Annotated in this window: 19 protein-coding genes; 8 read left to right on the forward strand and 11 right to left on the reverse strand. The window is 59.4% G+C overall.

What is annotated here, in order from left to right; translation table 11 throughout:
• Window positions 1-158 precede the first annotated feature (158 nt).
• From BUE15_RS02165 to panC, 6 genes are all read right to left on the reverse strand, one after another.
• The gene (locus BUE15_RS02165; RefSeq protein WP_073281031.1) at window positions 159-1,298 is read right to left on the reverse strand and encodes an acyl-CoA dehydrogenase; all 1,140 of its coding nucleotides are present in this window, start codon (window positions 1,296-1,298) and stop codon (window positions 159-161) included.
• 261 nt (window positions 1,299-1,559) lie between these two features.
• Window positions 1,560-2,255: a zinc metallopeptidase gene (locus BUE15_RS02170; RefSeq protein WP_073281032.1), complete on the reverse strand. Its 696-nt coding sequence runs from the start codon at window positions 2,253-2,255 to the stop codon at window positions 1,560-1,562.
• 75 nt (window positions 2,256-2,330) lie between these two features.
• Window positions 2,331-2,810: a D-glycero-beta-D-manno-heptose 1-phosphate adenylyltransferase gene (gene rfaE2 / locus BUE15_RS02175; RefSeq protein WP_073281033.1), complete on the reverse strand. Its 480-nt coding sequence runs from the start codon at window positions 2,808-2,810 to the stop codon at window positions 2,331-2,333.
• Window positions 2,794-3,864, reverse strand: a complete 1,071-nt coding sequence (locus BUE15_RS02180) for a lysylphosphatidylglycerol synthase transmembrane domain-containing protein (protein WP_084548756.1) — start codon at window positions 3,862-3,864, stop codon at window positions 2,794-2,796. Before BUE15_RS02180 ends, rfaE2 begins: the two co-directional genes overlap by 17 nt.
• A 58-nt stretch (window positions 3,865-3,922) precedes the next feature.
• Window positions 3,923-4,270 carry an aspartate 1-decarboxylase gene (panD, locus tag BUE15_RS02185; RefSeq protein WP_073281034.1) on the reverse strand — a complete coding sequence of 116 codons (348 nt, stop codon included), beginning with the start codon at window positions 4,268-4,270 and terminating at the stop codon, window positions 3,923-3,925.
• A gap of 90 nt (window positions 4,271-4,360) precedes the next feature.
• Window positions 4,361-5,233 carry a pantoate--beta-alanine ligase gene (gene panC / locus BUE15_RS02190; protein WP_073281035.1) on the reverse strand — a complete coding sequence of 291 codons (873 nt, stop codon included), beginning with the start codon at window positions 5,231-5,233 and terminating at the stop codon, window positions 4,361-4,363.
• A 119-nt stretch (window positions 5,234-5,352) separates the two neighbouring features.
• Here panC and BUE15_RS02195 point away from each other — a divergent pair, with 119 nt between their 5' ends.
• The 8 genes from BUE15_RS02195 (at window position 5,353) to BUE15_RS02230 (ending at window position 14,060) form a co-directional block, all read left to right on the forward strand.
• Window positions 5,353-6,165, forward strand: a complete 813-nt coding sequence (locus BUE15_RS02195; protein ID WP_073281036.1) for a glycogen/starch synthase — start codon at window positions 5,353-5,355, stop codon at window positions 6,163-6,165.
• Window positions 6,149-7,723, forward strand: coding sequence for a DUF4270 family protein (locus BUE15_RS02200; RefSeq protein WP_073281037.1), 1,575 nt, complete (start codon window positions 6,149-6,151; stop codon window positions 7,721-7,723). The genes BUE15_RS02195 and BUE15_RS02200 overlap by 17 nt, the downstream gene beginning before the upstream one ends.
• 102 nt (window positions 7,724-7,825) lie before the next feature.
• Window positions 7,826-9,661 carry a glutamine--fructose-6-phosphate transaminase (isomerizing) gene (gene glmS / locus BUE15_RS02205; protein ID WP_073281038.1) on the forward strand — a complete coding sequence of 612 codons (1,836 nt, stop codon included), beginning with the start codon at window positions 7,826-7,828 and terminating at the stop codon, window positions 9,659-9,661.
• A gap of 192 nt (window positions 9,662-9,853) precedes the next feature.
• Window positions 9,854-10,243 carry a RidA family protein gene (locus BUE15_RS02210; protein WP_073281039.1) on the forward strand — a complete coding sequence of 130 codons (390 nt, stop codon included), beginning with the start codon at window positions 9,854-9,856 and terminating at the stop codon, window positions 10,241-10,243.
• Between the two features lie 15 nt (window positions 10,244-10,258).
• Window positions 10,259-10,870, forward strand: coding sequence for a pentapeptide repeat-containing protein (locus BUE15_RS02215; RefSeq protein WP_084548757.1), 612 nt, complete (start codon window positions 10,259-10,261; stop codon window positions 10,868-10,870).
• Between the two features lie 137 nt (window positions 10,871-11,007).
• The gene (gene gltX / locus BUE15_RS02220; protein ID WP_073281040.1) at window positions 11,008-12,564 is read left to right on the forward strand and encodes a glutamate--tRNA ligase; all 1,557 of its coding nucleotides are present in this window, start codon (window positions 11,008-11,010) and stop codon (window positions 12,562-12,564) included.
• Window positions 12,565-12,692: 128 nt separating this feature from the next.
• Entirely contained in the window at window positions 12,693-13,073 is a 381-nt protein-coding gene (locus BUE15_RS22155) for a hypothetical protein (protein ID WP_073281041.1), read from the forward strand.
• Window positions 13,074-13,277: 204 nt separating this feature from the next.
• Window positions 13,278-14,060 (forward strand): TIGR00266 family protein, encoded by a 783-nt coding sequence (locus tag BUE15_RS02230; protein WP_073281042.1) that lies wholly within the window; start codon window positions 13,278-13,280, stop codon window positions 14,058-14,060.
• A gap of 23 nt (window positions 14,061-14,083) precedes the next feature.
• Here the strand turns inward: BUE15_RS02230 and BUE15_RS21425 are convergent, their stop codons facing one another.
• From BUE15_RS21425 to BUE15_RS02250, 5 genes are all read right to left on the reverse strand, one after another.
• A complete protein-coding gene (locus BUE15_RS21425) occupies window positions 14,084-14,323 on the reverse strand; it encodes a hypothetical protein (RefSeq protein ID WP_139252084.1) in 240 nt (79 codons plus the stop codon).
• A 174-nt stretch (window positions 14,324-14,497) separates the two neighbouring features.
• Window positions 14,498-16,036 carry a GH3 auxin-responsive promoter family protein gene (locus BUE15_RS02235; protein WP_073281043.1) on the reverse strand — a complete coding sequence of 513 codons (1,539 nt, stop codon included), beginning with the start codon at window positions 16,034-16,036 and terminating at the stop codon, window positions 14,498-14,500.
• Window positions 16,037-16,129: 93 nt separating this feature from the next.
• Window positions 16,130-16,861, reverse strand: coding sequence for an LPS export ABC transporter ATP-binding protein (gene lptB, locus BUE15_RS02240; protein ID WP_073281044.1), 732 nt, complete (start codon window positions 16,859-16,861; stop codon window positions 16,130-16,132).
• A gap of 125 nt (window positions 16,862-16,986) precedes the next feature.
• Window positions 16,987-18,708: a single-stranded-DNA-specific exonuclease RecJ gene (recJ, locus tag BUE15_RS02245; RefSeq protein ID WP_170865170.1), complete on the reverse strand. Its 1,722-nt coding sequence runs from the start codon at window positions 18,706-18,708 to the stop codon at window positions 16,987-16,989.
• 282 nt (window positions 18,709-18,990) lie between these two features.
• Window positions 18,991-20,802 (reverse strand): tetratricopeptide repeat protein, encoded by a 1,812-nt coding sequence (locus tag BUE15_RS02250; protein ID WP_139252085.1) that lies wholly within the window; start codon window positions 20,800-20,802, stop codon window positions 18,991-18,993.
• Between the last annotated feature and the right edge of the window lie 131 nt (window positions 20,803-20,933).

Raw genomic sequence — 20,933 nt, forward strand, 5'->3', positions numbered from 1 at the left:
CTTCCAGGGGTGGTTTGCGTCCTTTGGTAAGTCCGGTAAACAGGGCGGCCGGACTTATGTAATGCAAATTAAGATATAAAAATTCACAAAAACGAAAAACCCAGCCGAAATTCGGCTGGGTTTTGTGCAATAGTTCTGACTTTTAGGCTATTCCTTCTCTATTTCAGGATTTCCCGCGAGATTACAATTTTCTGAATCTCCGAGGTTCCCTCATAGATCTGCGTGATTTTGGCGTCGCGCATCATACGCTCCACGTGGTATTCCTTCACAAAACCATAGCCGCCATGGATCTGCACGGCTTCTACAGCCGTGTCCATTGCCGTTTTAGAGGCAAACAGCTTGGCCATAGCGCCCGACTTGGCGTAGTCCTGGTGGGCGTCCTTGTCGTGGGCTGACTGCAGGCAGAGCAGGCGGGCTGCATCAATGTTGGTCGCCATGTCGGCCAGCTTGAACTGAATGGCCTGGTGCTGCGAAATCGGAACCCCGAAAGCTTTGCGCTCCTTCGAGTATTTCAGCGACAGTTCGTAAGCGCCCGAGGCAATGCCCAGTGCCTGCGCCGCAATGCCAATACGGCCGCCGGCCAACACCTGCATGGCGAATTTGAAGCCGAAGCCGTCTTCGCCGATGCGGTTTTCCTTGGGCACTTTCACGTCCGTGAACATCAGCGAGCAAGTGTCAGATCCACGGATACCGAGCTTGTTTTCCTTCGGGCCGGTCTGGAAGCCCTCCATACCTTTCTCCACAATCAGCACGTTGATGCCGCGGTGCTTCAGTTCGGGGTTGGTCTGGGCTACTACGAGGTACACAGAGGCCGTGGTGCCGTTGGTAATCCAGTTTTTGGTGCCGTTCAGCAGGTAATAGTCGCCTTTGTCTTCGGCGGTGGTGCGCTGGCTGGTAGCATCAGAGCCGGCTTCGGGCTCCGATAAAGCGAAGGCGCCGATGATCTGGCCGGACGTCAGGCCGGGCAGGTACTTGCGCTTCTGCTCTTCGGTGCCGTATTTCTCCAGGCCCCAGCATACCAGCGAGTTATTCACCGACATGATAACGGAGCACGAGGCATCCACTTTGCTGATTTCTTCCATGGCCAGCACGTAGCTCACGGTATCCATACCGCCACCACCGTACTCGGGGCTCACCATCATGCCCATGAAGCCCAGCTCGCCCATCTTTTTGATTTGCTCAGCCGGGAATTTCTGATGTTCGTCGCGCTCAATTACACCAGCCCAGAGTTCGTTCTGAGCAAATTCGCGGGCGGCTGCCTGTACGGCAAGTTGTTCTTCGGTAAGCTGGAAATCCATGCGGATAGTACTTGGGATGGGAATGGGGAAAAGGTCGGGCCAAGGGGCGGAAGCGTTGCAGCAACGCTGGTCCGGCCCTTCAAAATTAAATCACAATTAGCGAGCTGGCGCAGAAAGCCCGGATTTTTATACTTCGCAAGCCCACAGCAGGCCAAAAAGCGGGTTTACAGCGGCGCGTTTCCTATCCTGACAGGATTGAGTAAGCGCTAAGCCGCCGCCCCGGATTTCGGAACGACGACTTGATGCACCATGCTTTTTTGCTTAGCGCCGGTCGCGGCTACCCATGAAAATGCTTACGTAATACAGCAGCGTAGCCAGTGAGCTGAGAGCAGCTACCACGTAGGTCATGGCGGCCCACCACAGGGCATCCTTGGCCATGGTGTGCTCCTGTGGCGTTACAATGCCGCGCCGGTCAATCCAGGCCAAAGCACGCTTGGAAGCGTCAAACTCGACGGGCAGAGTCACGAAAGAGAACAGCGTGGTGAGCGAAAACAACACGATACCGACGCCCAGCGGAATAACCGTGGAGCGAATCATGAGGACGCCGGCCAGCAGAACGAACGGCATAAACTTCGACACGGCGCTCAGGGCCGGCACCATAGCCGAGCGGAACTGCAGGGCGCTGTAGGCCGTGGCGTGCTGCACGGCGTGGCCACACTCGTGGGCGGCTACGGCGGCGGCGGCGGCACTCCGCTCCGCGTACACGGCTTCGCTTAAGTTCACCGTTTTGTCGGTGGGGTTGTAGTGGTCCGTCAGCTGGCCTTCGGTGCTGATGACGCGCACGTCGGTGATGCCGTGGTCGGCGAGCATCAGCTCGGCTATCTGCTTACCGGAAAGGTTGGATTGCAGCCCGACCTGGGCATATTGGCTGAACTTGCTGCGCAGGCGCCACTGAATGATCCAGCTGACGCCCATCGCCAGGATGACGATGAAATAAATTCCGCTTGAGTTGTACATGGAGAGGTTCGTTTATGGTTTCTGAGCCCCGGCAGCGGCCCTGGCCGTTGCCGAACGCAACCAGAAACCACCCTCCTAGGAACTCCGCAATACTCGCTCGACGATGCGCGTGGTGCTGTAGCCGGCTACCAGTGGTACGGTGAGTACCTGCCCGCCGTTCTGTAACACCACCTCGTGGCCCACAATTCCGTCGATGGCGTAGTCGTCGCCTTTCACCAGAATATCGGGCACAATGGCCTCAATCAGGGCCAGCGGGGTTTGCTCATCGAAGAGCACTACTGCGTCTACAAACAAAAGGGAGGCCAAAATGCGGGCACGTGACACTTCGTCCTGCAACGGCCGCCCCGGCTTGAGCCGGCTGACAGAAGCGTCGGTATTGAGGCCGAGCACCAGCTTGTCGCCGAGGTGGCGGGCCTTTTCCAGGTAGTCGACGTGGCCAAGGTGCAGCAGATCGAAGCAGCCGTTGGTAAACACGATTTGCTGGCCCTCGGCCTTCCAGGATGCCACCAGCGGCAGCAGGTCGGCCCGGCTCAGGATTTTATCTTTGCTCCACATCGGCGGTGTTTTCAAGAGGCACGGTAGTGAGCAAGGAACCCTTGCGCCCCAGCCGCCCCGATTTTCCCATACTGACAATAAAGCTGATTCCGCCCATTATCACAATGAGCAGGGTCTGAGCGCCGTGCACTACCAGCGCATAGGCAATGCCCCCCTCCTTGCTGATGCCGTATACCAGCAGCGTGCTTTGCACCAGCAGGTGAAACACACCAATACCGCCCTGCACCGGTGCCGCCATGCCAAACGCGCCAAACGTGAGAATGGCCAGCGCTGCCCGTACGCCCAGGTTGTAGGTTTCCGGGAAGGCAAAGAAGGCCAGGTAATCCATCAGGAAGTAAACCAGCCACGTAAAGAAGGTGTGGAACAGAAATGCGCCTTTGTTTTCCAGCTTCACGATGCTGAACACGCCGGCCAGCAGCCCTTTCACAAAGCCCAGCATCTTATTGAAAACGGCCACCTGCCGCAGTCGCTCTAGGTTGCGCCACAGGATATAGCCGAACAGCAACACCAGGAGCACAGCTACAATTGCCGCGGCCACCAGCGCATTGCTGTTGCGGGCCAGCGCATCGGCCTTGCCCTGCAGCAGGTACTTATCGGCAAAGCCCCAGAAGGTCTTAAAATCAAGAAGCAGCACGGTGCCCAGCAGCGCCAGCAGAACCAATACGTCAATTATCCGCTCGGTGATAACCGTGCCCAGCGACACCTGCAGCGGCACTTGGCTGGTGCGCTGCAGCAATGAGCAGCGCACAACCTCTCCCACCCGGCCCGGAAGCACCATATTAGCCAGGTTGCCGGCCATCATGGCGTGGTACACATCCCAGAAAGACGGTTTGGGCCCGCTCACGGTAGGGTCGAGCTGCATTTTCCAGCGGTGGGCCCGGCTGAAATATCCCAGCACCGAAAACACCATTGTCAGCAGCAGCCACATGTAATTCGCCTCCCGCACGGTTTGCACAATCCGGCTTAGGTCTTGCCCACGCAGCGCATACCACATCAGCAGCCCGGACACCGACAGCAGCAGGGTATATTTAAGAACAGTAAGGAGTTGCTTCACAAGATGATTTACTAGAATCAGCTAACGGCTCTTCAGGATTCAGCAGTACGCACAAGGGCTAGCCCAGGCGGTTGTGCTGGTCGGGAAATATAACGGTGGGCTTGTGCGCGCGGGCTTCGGCAAAGTCAATCAGACCATAGGAAATGATGATGACGATGTCGCCAACGGCCACACGGCGGGCCGCCGGCCCATTCAGGCAAATCATGCCCGAGCCCCGCTCTCCCCGGATGGTGTAGGTTTCAAACCGCTCCCCATTGTTAATATTCACAATGGTCACTTTCTCATTTTCCACCATGTTGGCCGCGTCGAGCAGGTCCTCATCAATGGTGATGCTGCCTACATAGTGCAGCTCGGCCTGCGTGACCTTAACGCGGTGAATCTTTGATTTGAGGACCTCGATGTGCATGAGAAAAAGCAGATAAAAACAAAGGCCGCAAAGATACGGAAGCCAGAGTTGGTAGGCTGCCTCGCAGAAAGCGGCTTACCAGCCCGGCAGCTAGGCTGCTCCTACCGCCTGCTGCTCCGGCAGCAGCACAATGTTGTCGATGAGGCGGACGCCGCCCACCTGCGCAGCCAGGCACACAACCACCGCCTGCCCGGGCACCCACACATGAATGGGCTGCAGCGTATGCGCATCGGCTATTTCCAAGTATTCAAGCGAGAAGGCTGGCTCCTGCCCGATGTAAGCGGCCGCCGCCGCCTGCGCAGCCGCAGCAGAAGCCCCGCGCGTGAGTTGCTCGGCGGCAAGCTGCAGGGCAGCATACAGGCGCGGAGCCGCTGCACGGGCCTCGGCCGGCAGCCGGCGGTTGCGCGAGGACATAGCCAGCCCATCCGCCTCACGAACGGTTGGAAAAGACACAAGCTCCAGGTCAAAACCAAGGTCCATCACCATCTGGCGAACAATGGCCACCTGCTGCCAATCTTTCTGGCCGAAGTAGGCCTGATGCGGCCGACTCAGGTGAAATAATTTGCTGACCACCGTAGCCACCCCGTTGAAGTGGCCGGGCCGGTGGGCCCCTTCCATCACGCGCTCCAGCGCCCCGAAATCGAACCGTAGTACTGCGGCGTGCGGATACATTTCCTCTACCGAAGGCAGAAAGAGCACGGTGCAGCCCGCCGGCGCCAGTAGGTCGGCATCGGCCTGGGGCAGGCGGGGGTACAGCCGGAAATCATCAGCGTTGTTGAACTGGGTCGGATTGACAAAAATACTGACAATCACCACGTCGCAGGCTTGCGCGGCGGCCCGTACCAGTTGCAGATGGCCTTCGTGTAGAGCACCCATAGTGGGCACCAGCCCCAGGCGCAATCCCGCGCGACGACAGTTTTCGGTGTAGGCTTGCAACGCGGCGGCCGTGTGCAGTATCTCCATAGATGTAGTAGCCTGTTTCGACAGGCCCCGGATGGGTTTAGTTGAATTTTCGCCCAAATTTGTTTAATTTTGTGCTCCCCAACGTGTTGCCTTCCCCCAACTACCCTTTTCTAACTGATATGTCCAAGTTGAGAATCCTCTACGCGGCTACGGAGATTGATCCGTTTTTGCAGACCACCAAAGTAGCGGAATTTTTACGGCGCCTGCCCCAGGGGATGCAGGAAATGGGAATGGAGATTCGCATTTTCGTTCCACGCTTCGGCATCATCAATGAGCGGAAAAACCGGCTCCACGAAGTTGTGCGCCTTTCCGGCATCAACATCGCCGTAGGCGAGGATGAGAAGCCATTGATCATCAAGGTGGCATCCATCCCGAATGCCAAGCTACAAGTGTACTTCATTGACAATGAAGACTATTTCCACCGCAAATCGGTGTTGGTAGACAAGAACGACAAGTTCCACGCCGACAACGATGAGCGGGCCATCTTCTTCTGCAAAGGTGTGCTCGAAACGGTGAAAAAACTAGGCTGGGCGCCCGACATCGTGCACTGCAACGACTGGATGACCGGCCTGATTCCGATGTACCTGAAAACGACCTACAAGAAGGACCCGATTTTCAAGGACGCCAAGTCGGTTTTCACGATCTACAACAACGAGTTTGACTACAAATTCGGCGGCGACATCATCGAAAAAGCCAAAATGCTGGATATCGATGACGAAATGCTGGCCGGTTTGAAGACTGCTGACTTCGGTGGCTTCATCAAAGTAGGCATGGAATACGCCGACTCGGTGGTGAAATCAGACGAGGATTTCAGCGACAACCTGAATGCTCTGTTCTCGGAATACTCGAAAAACAAGCAGATCGGGCAGGTAGGAGCCGACGAAAACCTACTGACTTCTTACTACGCACTGTATAATGAACTGGCCAATTAGCGCCTACCGGCTCGCGTCGGTTTCCCTAGTTTCCGCCACGCTGCTTTTCACGGCGGCCGGTTGCGAAGACGCCAGCAACCTTGGCGTAGAACTGCCTGGTACCACTGCTGCTAATACCGACTACCGCGACTTCGACGTGACGGCCTCTACCGTATTGCGCGACTCGCTGGATACCCAGAAGTCGTCGCAGATTCTGTTAGGCCGGGTGCGCGACAATGTGTTGGGCACGACTACCGCTAGTGCTTACCTGAATCTGAAGATTGCGCAGGCCCTGCCCGCACGCGACACAGTTCCGTCGGGTGTGAGGCAGGTAACCGGTGTAGACGCTAATCCGCAGCTCGATTCGCTGGTGATAGAAGCGCCCTTCGAAACGGTTTATGGCTCGGCTACCGCTCCGCTTCGCGTAAACATCTACCAGCTGGCTCAACCCCTGGACGAGCGGCAGGTCTATAATTCTTCTTCTTCGGTGGTAACAGGCGCCGAGTTGGGGCTCAATGTGAGTGCCCGGCTTAATGGCGTGAAAAAGGAGTGGCAGCGCACCAACCCGACCAGCGCCACCGACAAAGACTCGGTGCTGGTAACGACTCCGGATAAAGTGGTGCGCCTCAAGCTGCACGGCGGCGGCCGGACTCTGCCTTTGGCAAACGACGTATTCGCGCTGCTCAAGGGTACCAACTTCACGCAAGCGTCCCTGAATGCCCTTTGGAAAGGTATTGCCATTCAGCCTACTTCTGATTTTAATACGGCGGTAGCGAGCATCCTTCCAGGCGGCGGTACGCGGGTGGTTTTTCATTACCACTACACCAACAAGAAGAACACTGGCACACTGAAGGGACGATACAGCCTTGCGCTGGGCCTGACCGGCTTCCAAAGTTTTGGCAACGCCCCGCGCTTCTTCACCCAGATTACTAACGAGCTGCCTACCGGCTCACCGCTTAGCCGCCTAGCTGGCACTGCCGGTGCTGCGCAGTCGGTACCAGCAGCGGAAACCGATGGCAAAGTGTATATGCAGGGCGGCAACGGTTTTGGAGCCAAGCTGGAAATACCGGGCCTGAACGAGCTGCGGACTCTGGCCCAGCCAACTACGGATGGTGGCAGCCCCGCCATTGCCATCAACCGGGCCGAGTTGCTGATACCGGTAAGCCCTTTCGCCAACCTGCTGTTCCCGCAGGCTACCAGCGCCTACCTCTACGAAGTTAACGCCAGCAACCAAGCACTGCAGCGCACCGTGCTTAACACCCGAATTGAGCGCATGGTATTGCGTGATGGGGTAAACCCAACCGGCGCTGGCTTGACTTCTATCGGAGATGACCAATATTCTGGTGGCTACTATCAGAACACAGCTAAGGCTACTCTGAATAACCCGCTCAACACATTCTACAGCACCAGCATTACGTCTTATGTGCAGGCGTATGTCTATGACAGACTGAATGGCCCTTCTCCGGCAGCATTCGTATTTTCTCCGTTCCTGCGCAACTCGTTCACGCTGGATCTGAACCGGGCTGTATTGGACGGCACCAATATCAAGCTGCGGGTATACTACTCGAAGTTGCGCTAACTTTCGACCTTTATTTTTGCGAGTGAAGCTGCGGCATGGCATTTGCCACGCCGCAGCTTTCTGACTTTTTCACGAACCAACCCCCTTTTCACTCTTCCACTTATGTGCGGAATTGTTGCTTATATCGGCCACCAGGAAGCTTGTCCCATCATTCTTAAGGGACTTCACCGCCTGGAGTACCGCGGTTACGACTCCGCTGGTGTTGCGCTGCTCAACGGAGACCTGAATGTTTACAAAAAGAAAGGCAAAGTAGCCGAGCTGGAGGCTTTCATTGCGGAAAAAGACACGCGTGCCCACGTTGGCATGGGCCACACCCGCTGGGCCACGCACGGTGAGCCCAACGACTCCAACGCCCACCCGCACTACTCTACTTCGGAGCGTATTGCCATCATCCACAATGGCATTATCGAAAACTACGCTGCCCTGAAGCAGCACCTGCAGCAGCAGGGCCACGTTTTCCATTCCGACACGGACACGGAAGTATTCGTGAACCTGATTGAGGAAGTTCAGAAGCAAAACAACTGCTCGTTGGAAGAGGCTGTGCGCCTGGCCCTGCACGAAGTGGTTGGCGCCTACGCCATTGTGGTGCTGAGCCGCGACGAGCCCAACCAGTTGATTGCAGCCCGCAAAGGCTCGCCGCTGGTAATCGGGGTTGGCAAGGACGAGTTTTTCCTGGCCTCGGACGCTACGCCTATCATCGAGTACACGAATGAAGTGGTGTATGTGAATGACTACGAAATCGTGGTTATCCGCAATGGCCAGCTCGAAATCCGCACCAAGGAAGATGTGCAGCAGACGCCCTATATCCAGAAGCTGGAAATGGAGCTCGACAGCATCGAGAAGGGTGGCTACGAGCACTTCATGCTGAAGGAAATCTTCGAGCAGCCGCGCTCCATCCTCGACTCGATGCGCGGCCGTCTGGAGCTGGAAGCCGGCCACCTGAACATGGGCGGCATCCGGGCCTACGAGCGCAAGTTTGTGAATGCCGACCGGATCATCATTGTGGCTTGTGGCACCTCCTGGCATGCTGGCTTGGTAGCGGAATACCTGCTGGAAGATCTGGCCCGCATTCCGGTAGAAGTGGAGTATGCGTCGGAATTCCGCTACCGCAACCCTGTTATTACGGAGCGCGACATTGTAATTGCTATTTCGCAAAGCGGTGAAACCGCCGATACGCTGGCCGCCATTGAGCTGGCCAAAAGCAAAGGCGCTACCATCTTCGGTATCTGCAATGTGGTGGGCAGCAGCATTGCCCGCGCTACGGATGCCGGTGCCTATACCCACGCTGGCCCCGAAATCGGGGTGGCTTCTACCAAGGCTTTCACGGCTCAGGTAACGGTGCTCACGCTGCTGGCCATGATTGTAGGCCATAAGCGCGGCTCGCTTTCCGATACCCGCCTGCGCGAGCTGATGGTGGAGCTGAGCAGCATTCCGGCCAAAGTAGAGAAGGCGCTGCTGCTGAACGACGAAATTGAGTTGATTGCCGAGACGTTCAAGGATGTGCCTAACTTCCTGTATCTGGGCCGCGGCTACAACTTCCCGGTAGCACTAGAAGGCGCACTCAAGCTCAAGGAAATCAGCTATATCCACGCCGAAGGCTACCCGGCTGCCGAAATGAAGCACGGCCCGATTGCACTCATCGACGAGAATATGCCTGTGGTAGTTATTGCTACCAAGGACAGCTCGTATGAGAAGGTGGTCAGCAACATTCAGGAGGTAAAGGCCCGCAAAGGCCGCATCATTGCCGTCGTGACGGAAGGCGACACGGTAATTCCGGCTATGGCGGAATTTGTGATTGAAGTACCGCTGACGTCGGAAGTGCTGGTGCCGCTGGTTTCGGTGGTGCCGCTGCAGCTACTCTCCTACCACATTGCCGTTCTGCGCGGTTGCAACGTCGATCAGCCCCGTAACCTGGCGAAATCGGTAACGGTGGAATAGCCTCCGTCAGATTCAGATACGCTTGTAGAAAAATCCGTCTGCTCCGGCAGACGGATTTTTTATTGCCTGACTCTCCGGCAGCAGCAGCTTCCGGCTGCGGGCATCTCCATAGCCCTTCCAGCGGCTGGCATTTTTCCGCTTACTTTTGCTTAGGTCCTGCGGCTGACGTTGCCGCCTATTTTCTTCTCTTCTATGCCCCATTCCGTCGTTTACTCCGCTCAGGCCCCCGCGCCCATCGGCCCCTATAGCCAGGCCGTGCAGGCCGGCAACACCGTGTACGTGTCCGGCCAGATTGCTCTTGATGCCACCACCGGTCAGCTCGTCGGCGACGGCGACGTAGCCCAGGAAACCCACCAGGTAATGCGCAACATGCAGGCCGTGCTGCAGGCCGCCGGCCTCACGCTGCGCGACGTGGTGAAGTGCAGCATCTTCGTGAAGGATCTTGGCAACTTCGGCACCATCAACGACATCTACGGCAGCTACTTCGAAGCCGATTATGCCCCGGCCCGCGAAACGGTGGAAGTAAGCCGCCTGCCTAAAGACGTGCAGGTAGAAATTTCCTGCGTGGCGGTAAAAGGGTAAGCCCCCGCTCCTGCCATGCGCCGTCCTGTTTCCCGGAAGCCTGCCAAAGCACTGGCTAAGCCTTCCTATTTCCCGCCCGAAAACGTGCTGGACCGCGCTATGCCGCCGGCGCTGGTGGGGCAGCAGGAGTTCGAGCAGTACCACTTCCGCAATTTCGACCTGACGCAGGCCAGTCTGGCCGGGCGCCGGTTCAGTGAGTGTCTGTTCGAAAACTGCAACCTCGCCGGCACCAGCCTAGCGGATACCGCACTGCAGAACGTGGCATTCGAGGGCTGCAAGCTGCTGGGGCTGGCTTTCCATGCCTGCCGCGACATGCTGTTCGACGTGCATTTCGACCGGTGTCAGCTCGATTATGCCTTGTTCTCGGGCAAGAATATGCCTAACACCCGCTTCGTGGACTGCTCACTGCGCGGAGCTGACTTCACCCGCACCAACCTGACCGGCGCCCTGTTTCAGGAATGCCGGTTGGCTGAAGCTGTTTTCAGCCAGACCAACCTGACCGGTGCCGACCTTGCTACCGCGCAGGAAGTGCTACTGGACCCCGAACAGAACGAACTAAAAAACGCCCGTTTTGCGCTGCAGAGCCTGCCGGGCCTGCTTACCAAGTATGGGCTGGTGGTAGCATAAGAAATGCGCTGAGCGCACGGCGGGCCTGTTTCAGCAGCCCGAACGTCAAACTCACCATTTCCCTGTTTCGCCGCCGCACCTTTTGTACCTTTGCAGCGCGTTTTTCTATCCCGAAGACGCTGCGAACCGACTGTATTATGGAAAGAGAAGTACGGGTGCGCTTTGCGCCCAGCCCCACGGGGCCGCTGCATATTGGCGGCGTGCGCACGGCGCTGTATAACTACCTGCTGGCCCGCAAGCTGGGCGGCAAGATGCTGCTCCGCATCGAGGATACTGACCAGAACCGTTTCGTGCCCGGCGCCGAAGACTACATCCGCCAGAGCCTGGAGTGGGCTGGCATTAAGCTGGACGAAAGCCCCTGGACGGCCACGCCCGGCCCCCACGCGCCCTACCGCCAGAGCGAGCGGAAACCGATGTACATGCAGTATGCGCAGCAGCTCATCGACAGCGGCCACGCCTACTACGCCTTCGATACGGCCGAGGAGCTGGACGCCATGCGCGCCCGCCTGACCGCCGCCAAGGTGCCTAACCCGCAGTACAATAGCATCACGCGCGCTCAGATGCGCAACTCTCTCACGCTGCCCGCCGAGGAAGTAAAGCAGCTGCTGGAAACCGGGGCGCAATACGTGATTCGCCTGAAAGTGCCGCGCAAGGAAGAAATCCGCTTCAACGACCTGATTCGGGGTTGGGTAGTGGTGCATTCTTCGGCCGTAGATGACAAGGTGCTGATGAAATCGGACGGCATGCCGACCTACCATCTGGCCAACATCGTGGACGACCACCTGATGGAAATCACGCACGTAATCCGGGGGGAAGAGTGGCTGCCCTCAGCCCCGCTGCACGTGCTGCTCTACCGCTATTTCGGCTGGGAAGCTACCATGCCGCAGTTTGCTCACCTGCCCCTGCTGCTCAAGCCCGACGGCACCGGCAAACTCAGCAAGCGCGACGGCGACCGGCTGGGCTTCCCGGTATTTCCGCTGGAATGGCACGGTAAAGACGCTGAAACCGGCGAACCGACCGTGAGCAGCGGCTACCGCGAAAGCGGCTACCTGCCCGAAGCATTCATCAACTTTCTGGCCTTCCTGGGCTGGAACCCCGGCACTACGCAGGAGCTTTTCTCCATGCAGGAGCTTATCGAGGCCTTCTCCATTGAGCGGGTAAGCAAGTCGCCGGCCCGCTTCGACCAGAACAAGGTGCGCTGGTACAATGAGCAGTACCTACGGGCCAAGCCCGACGCCGAGCTGGCGCAGTACCTGCAGGAAGCTCTCAAAGGGCAGGGTCTGGAAGTGCCGGCCGACAAAGCCGAGCAGATTGCGGCCCTCGTGAAGGAGCGCGCCACTTTCCCCGCCGACTTAGCCAAAGAAGCCCAGATCTTCTTCACGCGCCCCGCCAGCTACGACGAGCAGGTCATCAGCAAGAAGTGGAATGCGCAGGTGTCCGGCGCGCTGGCTGAGTTTGCCCGTCAGCTTCCCGCTGCCGCCGATACCACGCCCGATGCCATCAAAACGCTGCTCACGCAGGTAGTGGAAGGCCAGGGCCTGAAGCTGGGCCAGGTGCTGCAGGCGCTGCGCGTAGCCGTAACCGGTGCCGCCGCTGGCCCCGACCTGATGGCCATTATGAGCATTCTGGGCGCCCAGGAAACCGCGCAGCGCATTGAGCTGGCGGTAGCAGCCTTGGCTCAGCCCGCCGCATAGGCAGGGAGTCAGCTAAAAAATTAGGGTATCCGGTTATCCGTACGCGGGGCCGCTTCGTAGTGTGATGCTAGGAGCGGCCCCGCTTTGCGTAGGGCCTTGCCGTTACTCTACGCTTTACTGCCCCCGCTATGGCCAAGAAACCCGTCAGCCCGAAAAAGAAAAAGAACGACCCCGAGAAAAAAGCCCGCGTACACAAGGAGCTGGAGGGGTTCGAGATTAAAGTGAACCCGCTGGGCGAAATCACCTCCAACTACTCCATAGAGGACATCAACACGTTTCTCAACCGCCACGTGCGCGACAAGAAGCTGGTGAACCGCGACGGGCAGTTTGGGGAGAAGCCCGAAGATGAGGAGGATTTCCCGCTGGAAGATGGCGCCGCCGAGCCGGAAGAATCGGACGACGAGTTTATGCGCCGCACCAGCCGGGAAACCAGCCGCAAAGGCACCAAGACCGAGCCCGACGCCGCCGCCGAAGCCGAAGATACCCGCGCCGAGCTGCCGGAAGAATAAGCCCCCGCAATGCCTGGCTTCTCAGCAGGCCACACACTTACTCAACGCCCCAATGCCTGCCGGTAGTGGGGCGTTGCTTTTTGCGGACCGCCTACGCTGCCGGGCCAGTCCCAGAGCCCGAAAGGCAAGCGTGCGGCAGGCCACAATACCTGCGGTTTCACTATACTTGAGGCACCTTTTCACCACACGCCTCTCTCCATGGCTATGAACTCGCACGACGTAGATTACAAGATTCTCGGCACCGATATTCAGGTGCTGGAAGTAGAGCTGGACCCCAACGAGACGGTAATTGCGGAGGCCGGCGCCATGGTGTACATGGACGAAGCCATTGCCTTCGAAACCAAGATGGGCGACGGCTCGGAGCCGGACCAGGGCTTTATGGGCAAGCTGTTTTCGGCGGGTACGCGCCTGCTCACGGGCGAGTCGCTGTTTATGACGCACTTCACGCACCGGGGCGGCTACGGCAAGAGTCGGGTAGCCTTTTCCGCGCCCTACCCTGGCACCATCATTCCCATAGATCTGGGCACGATGCCACAGGGGCTGATTGTGCAGAAAGACGGCTTTCTGGCGGCGGCACGAGGTACCAAGATGAGCATTCACTTCAACCAGAAGCTGGGCGCCGGCTTTTTCGGGGGAGAAGGCTTTATCCTGCAGAAGCTGACCGGCGACGGCAAAGCCTTCATTCATGCTGGCGGCACCATCATTGAGAAGCGCCTCAACAACGAGCTATTGCGCGTGGATACGGGCTGCGTGGTTGCCTTCGAGCCCGGCATCGACTTTAGCGTAGCGCGGGCTGGTGGCCTGAAATCCATGATTTTTGGGGGCGAAGGCCTGCTCCTAGCCACGTTGCGCGGCACCGGCCGCGTATGGCTGCAGTCGATGCCCATCAAGAAGCTGATTCAGGCGCTGGCTCCCAACGGCGGCAATGCGCAGAAGGAAAGCGGCGGGGTACTGGGCAAGATGGTAGGCGGTATTCTGGACCAATAAGCAGTACGGCCCCGGCCAGCCGGCTACTGGCTCACAAAAAAGCTGGTCGGGGCCTGCTGGCTGGGGCTGCTCTGCGAGGAGATGGTGTCAGAGTCGCCTAGCTGCGCCACGATAATGCCCAGACTGACCAGCAGGCCCAGGATCAGCAGGCCCAGAAAGCCGAGCATGGAACGGTTGCTCAGGAGCGGAGCTTCTTCGGAAAAACGGCGGCGTTTCCGGCGGGAAACGTAAGGACGGTGGGATGAGGAGGCAACGGCGGACACAGAGGGGGCGGTTGAGCGGTATCGAATCCTCTAATATATAGTTGTTTGAGAACAACGTAAAATTCTCCCTTAAATTTATTGAATTGTCCAACAACATCTAAGCAAGACATACGTAGCAGCCTACCCTTCCATTGCTTGGCTAAATCCTCATTTTGATGATTTTTTGTGGCTGGCTCAGGCTGTATTGAGGATTTCCTCCAGCAGTTCCCGGGAATTGCTGAGACGCGGCACCTTGTGCTGCCCACCCAGCTTCCCACGGCTGGCCAGCCACCGCTCAAACTGGCCCGATGTAGCTACCGTTACCATCGGGGGAGCCAGCGCCAGGTCGCGGTGGCGCTTGGCGTCATAGTCGGAGTTGAGCTGGCGCAGGGTCTGGTCGAGGATGGCAGTGAAGTGAGCGGGGTCGTGGGGAGGCTGCGTGAATTCGATAAGCCACTGATGGCCGCCACGGGAGCCATCGGCCGCTCCGGCGAAGTAGATGGGAGCAGCTGTGAAGTCGCGCACGGTGGTAGCGGTAGCGCGGCAGGCGGCGGCCACGGCGGCTTCGGCATTTTCCACCACCACTTCTTCCCCGAAGGCATTCAGGAAGTGCTTGGTGCGGCCCGAAATGCGGATACGGTAGGGCTGCAGGCTGGTGAAGCGCACCGTATCCCCGATTTTATAGCGCCACAGGCCGGCATTGGTACTGATGATGAGGGCGTAGTTTTTGCCCAGCTCCACGGCTTCCAGCGGCAGAGCCCGGGGCTCGGGAGCCTCCCACTGGTCGGCGGGCAGAAACTCGTAGTAGATGCCGTGATTAAGCAGCAGCAGCAGGTCCTCCGAATCGGGCTCGTCCTGCAGGGCCAGGTAGCCTTCCGAAGCGTTGTAGACCTCCAGATAGTGCATTTGCGGGCCCGGAATAAGCTGCCGGAACAACTCCCGGTAGGGCCCGAACGCCACCGCGCCGTGCAGAAACAGCCGCAGATTGGGCCATACTTCCGTGATGCTACCAGCGCCGGCCAGCTCCGTGACGCGGCGCAGCAGCACAATCATCCAGGTGGGCACGCCGGCCAGCGCCCGCACATCCTGGGTTAGTACGTAGCGCGCAATCCGCTCGATTTTCTGTTCCCACTCATCCAGCAGCGCCAGCTCCAAAGGCGGCGTCCGGATATGCTCGGCCCAGGCGGGCAGGTTCTGCATTATCACCGCCGATATGTCGCCGGCGCGGGAGGCCGCATCGGTGGGGCGGAGCGGATTGGGCGTGTGCGTGCCGCCAAGTGAGAGAGTTTTGCCGCCCGGCAGCTGGGCCTCAGGATAGTGGAGCGTAGACAACGCCACCATGTCGCGGCCAGCCCGGTAGTGGCACTCGTGCAGCGCCTCGCGCGTGACGGGAATGTACTTGCTGCGGGCGTTGGTAGTGCCGCTGCTCTTGGCAAACCACTGCACCCGGCCGGGCCACAGCACATCGGCCTCGCCGCGCATCACCCGCTCCAGATCCGGCACCAGCTCTTCGTAGGCACTGATGGGCACGCGCGCCGCAAATTCCGCACTGCTCATCCCGTCGGCAAAGCCGTAGCGGCGGCCCCATTCCGTGGCGCGCGCTGTGTGCAGCAGCTCCCGCAGCACCTGCTGCTGCACTTCGTGCGGATGGTCGCGGAAGTGACGGATGGCCGGCAGGCGCCGCTGCGCGGTCCAAGTGAGAAGGGCAGACTGGGCGGAAGAAACGAAAGTCACAGAGCGGAACGGGGCAGACGGAAACGGGATGGAGAGGGATTTAACGCAGCGAAGAAACGGAAGTTAATCCACCCTTTCCCCTACCAGCGCCCCCTACAGCTTGCGCTTCAGCTCGAAGTTCTTGCCCAGGTACACGCGGCGCACGGTTTCGTCGGCGGCCAGTTCTTCAGCAGTGCCGGCTTTCAGCAGCTTGCCTTCGAAGAGCAGATAGGCGCGGTCCACGATGCTGAGCGTGGAGTTGACGTCGTGGTCGGTGATGAGAATGCCGATGTTCTTGTGCTTGAGCTTGGCCACGATGCCCTGGATTTCCTCGGTGGCAATGGGGTCGACGCCGGCAAACGGCTCATCGAGCAGCACAAATTTGGGGTCGACGGCCAGCGCGCGCGCTATTTCGGTACGCCGCCGCTCGCCGCCGCTCAGCACCTTGCCCAGGTTTTTGCGCACGTGCGTCAGGCTGAACTCATTCAGCAGCGACTCCACCTTGTCGAGCTGGGCCTGCTTGGGCATGTCGGTCATTTCGAGCACCGCCAGAATGTTCTCCTCCACGCTCAGGTCGCGGAACACGCTGGCTTCCTGGGCCAGGTAGCCTACCCCGAGGCGGGCCCGCTGGTAGATGGGCATTTTGGTGATTTCCTGGTCGTCGAGGTAAACGCGGCCGCCGTCGGGCTTCACCATGCCCACGGTCATGTAGAAGGACGTGGTTTTGCCGGCTCCGTTTGGCCCCAGCAGCCCCACAATCTCGCCCTGCTCCACGTGCAACGACATATCGTTGACGACGGTGCGGGCTTTGTATTTCTTAACCAGGTGTTCGGCTCTGAGAATCATCGGGGCAAAGGTAGCGAAGCGGCGCGGGGTTGCACGGGATAGACGCTAACGCAGAATCGGGTGATTGGTATACAGGTAGCCATCAGCCTCGCAGCCATACGGTAGCCGCCGCGTTCCAGCTGCCGTTACTCCCAGCGGATATCCTTCAGCCGAAGCTGCAGAGTGCGCACGCCGCGGTACTCGTTGATTTCGACAGTGTAGCAGACGCTGAACGGCTGGCCCTGCTGAATCTGGGGCAGGTGCTCGGCCAGCCCAAAGCCGATGGCGTCGAGGACGTGGTGCCCGTCCTGGGTGAGGGCCAGCTTGAGGTGGGAGTTGCCGACCACACGGGCCGAATTAGGCGCCGCGTACACGCCGCGCGCCATAAAAGTGGGGTTGCTGTTGCCGGGCCCGAAAGGCTCCATCTGGCACAGCAGCTTATGGAAGCTGCCCGTTACTTCGTTTAAATTCAGCTCAGCGTCGATTTCCACGGGCGGAATCATCTGCTCGGGCCGGATGCGGCTGGCCACAATCCGCTCAAACTTCGCCCGGAAAGCCGGCACGTTCTCAACCGGCAGCGTGAGGCCGGCCGCGTACATGTGGCCCCCGAACTGATCCAGCAAATCGGCGCACTCCTCAATGGCCTGGTGCACATCAAACCCAGCCACGGAGCGGGCCGAGCCGGTGGCTTTGCCGTTGCTTTCGGTGAGGATGATGGTGGGGCGGTAGTACTTGTCGAGGCAGCGCGAGGCCACGATGCCTACCACGCCCTTGTGCCAGTCCTGCTTGAAGAGCACCGTAGTGTGAGCATCCTGAAACAGCGCGTCGGCCTCAATCATGTCCAGCGCTTCCTTCGTGATGCTGGTATCGAAGCCGCGGCGCTCCTGGTTGGTTTTGTCCACCACGGCGGCTTTGTCGAAGGCTTCCTGCTTGCTGTCGGCCAGCAGCATAGCTACTGAGCGTTTGGCGTCGCCCATGCGGCCGGCCGCGTTGATGCGGGGCGCAAACCCGAACACCAGGCTGCTGATGTTGAGGTCGGACTTCTGCAAACCAGCCAATTCGCGCAACGCGTCGAGGCCGGCTCGCTGGGGCCGCTGCGGGTCGTTGAGCAGGCGCAGCCCGTGGTAGGCCAGCGTGCGGTTTTCCCCCATGATGGGCACAATGTCGGCGGCGATGCTCACGGCCACCAGGTCCAGCAGGTCGTAGAGCGGGGCTTCGTCGAGCCCCTGGTCTTCGGCAAAGGCCTGCATCAGCTTGAAGCCTACGCCGCAACCGGAAAGCTCCTTAAACGGGTAGTTGCAGTCCTGGCGCTTGGGGTCGAGCACGGCCACGGCGGCAGGCAGCTCTGCGCCCGGCAAGTGGTGGTCGCAGATGATAAAGTCAACGCCCCGCTCGTTGGCGTAGGCAATCTTATCCACGGATTTCACGCCGCAGTCGAGGGCAATGATGAGCGAGAAGCTGTTTTCGGCCGCATAATCGATGCCGGCCTCCGAAATGCCGTAGCCTTCTTTGTAGCGGTCCGGAATGTAGTATTCGATACGCTCCGTGCCGAAGTAGGGCAGCAGGAAGCTGTAGGTTACGGCCACGGAAGTCGTGCCGTCCACGTCGTAGTCGCCAAAAACCAGCACTTTCTGGCCGGCGTGCAGGGCTTCGCGCAGGCGGGCCACGGCGCAGTCCATGTCGCGCATCAGCAGCGGGTCGGGCAGCGTGCGCAGGTCGGGGCGGAAGTAGGCGCGGGCCTCTTCGAAGGTGCAAACGTCGCGCTGGCAGAGCAGCGCTACAATGGTTTCATTGACGCGCAGGGCGTCGGCCAGGTGCCGGACTTTTTCAGCGTCGGGCGCTGGCTTGCGAATCCATCGTTTTTCCATCATAGCCTACAGGAGCCTAACAGCGGCATATCTTCAAAAGTACGAAGAAAACCGCGTGCAGCCAGCCCCTCGCCGTACCTTTGCGGCATGTCCAGCTTCCACGAGTTCCTCCGCAAATACGGCCAGTACATCCTCTCCGACGGGCTGATGTATCTGATTTTCATCATGGCCCTGGGCCTGATGTTTCTGTTTTTCAGCTAGGCGGCTGTCCTCTTACACGTCACTCCGAGCATGTGGCTTGATGCGCCACATGCTCGGAATGACGGCCTCGTGGTTACATCCTTACAGCGAGTCGCCGCGCAGCTTGCGGAACCGTTTGCGGGCTTCGGCCACGTAGATGCTGCCGGGGTATTTCACCAGCAGCTGGTTGTAGAGCGTCTGGGCCTGCTCCTTGTCCTGCAGATTCTCCTCCTGAATATTGGCCAGCAGGAACAGCGCATCGTCGCTGAGCACGTCGTATTTGGGGTTGGCCGTAATCTTCTCCAACGTTCCGACGGCCGCTTTGTAGTCGCCGGTGCGGCGCTGCAATTGGGCTTTCAGCAGCCAGGCTTCGTCCTGCAGCGCGTGGCCGGGATACTTCTGCAGCAGCGCATCGAGGCCGCGCAGCGCTTCGGGCAGCTTATTCTGGAACACGAGCTGCTCCACCACGGCGTAGTCGCGCAGGGCTACGCCGGCGGTGTCCATGGCGGTGTTGTCGGTGATGAGCAGCGAGAGCTGCATGGCGTCGTTGGCAATTTCGCGGCTGGTGGCTTCCTTCAGAATGTCGAGGTGGCTTTTGGCCAGCTTGAAGTCGCCGGCGAAGTAGCTCAGGCGGGCGTTGCGCAGCTTGGCCTCGTAGCCCAGCGGCGAGTCTTTGTGCGACTTCTCTACCTGCGAGTACAGCAGTGTGGCCTCCCAGGGCTCCCCGCGCAGCAGGTAGATGTCGGCCAGATCAACTTTGGCCTGATCTACCACCGCAAGGCTGGCGCGGGGCATATCAATTACTTCCTGCAGCAGCTTCATGGCCGCGGGCTTCTCGTCGAGCTGGAAGGCGTAGAGCACAGCCATGCTACGCAGCACCGGCGCCGTTTGGGGCGTGCGGCCCAATTCCGTCAGCACCTGCTGGTACTCCCCTATCAGTCCCCGGATTTTGGCCGGATCAATGGGGTAGGTGTCGCGCACCTGGGCTTCGCGGGTCTGCACGAGCCGCTGGCGGGCGGTGGCGTAGAACTGCCCGCTGCGGTATTCGCGCAACACGTATTCGTAGCCGCTGATGGCGCTTTCATAGTCTTTGTTTTGCTGGGCAATGGCCGCAATATCCATCACGCGGCTGCCTTCGCTGCGGCCGCGCCGGTCGAGGGCTTTGGCCTGCACCAGCGCACCAGTGAAGTCGCGGCGCTGCACCTGCAGCCACAGCAGCAGCTCGCTGTACACGGCCCGCTCGGGGTACTTCTGCACATTGGTGAGCAGCTCCCGCTCCAGCGCCTCAAAGCCTTTCTCGTCCTGCAGCGTGTTCTGGAGCATGTTGCGCACAAAGGGCAGCTGCTGCTCATCGTTCTGCAGCAGGCGCAACGTTTCGGCCATCAGCCGCTCCGAGTTGCCGCTCTGGGTATAGAGCTGGATGAGCTGCGGCCCATACTCGGTGTCGTTCTGGGCCAGCGCGCGGCCGCGCAGGTAGGTTTTCTCGGCCCATTCCGGCAGCTTCCGGCGGCTGAACTCAGTAGCGACGGGCACTACCTGAGCGGTGCTGAGTTGGCTCACCACCTTTTCGTACTGCTTGTTGGCGGCGGCCTGGTCGCCGGCAGCGGCGTACACGGCCCCCAGCGTCACGCCATACACCTGCTCCTGCGGGTACTGCCGCTGGGCTTTCTTCACCAGCTTCTCGGCATCCTTGTGGCGGTTGAGCTGCTGCAGCGACTCCAGATAGTCGGGCAGAATGTTGGGGGCAGTCTGGGCCTCGGTAGGCAGCTTGCTGAACAGAAAGGCCGCCTTTTCGTGCTCCCCCTTGCGGGTGTATTCTTTGGCCAGGGAAATGTTGCCTCCCTCCTGCTGCGCGTAGGCCGGAGCTACGGTCAGGAGCAGAAGAGAAATCAGCACGGGACGTAAACGACGCATAGAAGGGAGCATATTGGAAGGAAACGGCGTAGCGGCCGGATTCATTTCAAGATAAGCAGGAAAATGGCGGGTAGCTGGGTTGACGGAATGCTTAGCCAGTGGTTCAAGCCATAGGCAACCCGGCACCTTTA

The organism is Hymenobacter psychrotolerans DSM 18569 (genome assembly GCF_900142395.1).
GTDB classification, from domain to species: Bacteria; Bacteroidota; Bacteroidia; order Cytophagales; family Hymenobacteraceae; genus Hymenobacter; species Hymenobacter psychrotolerans.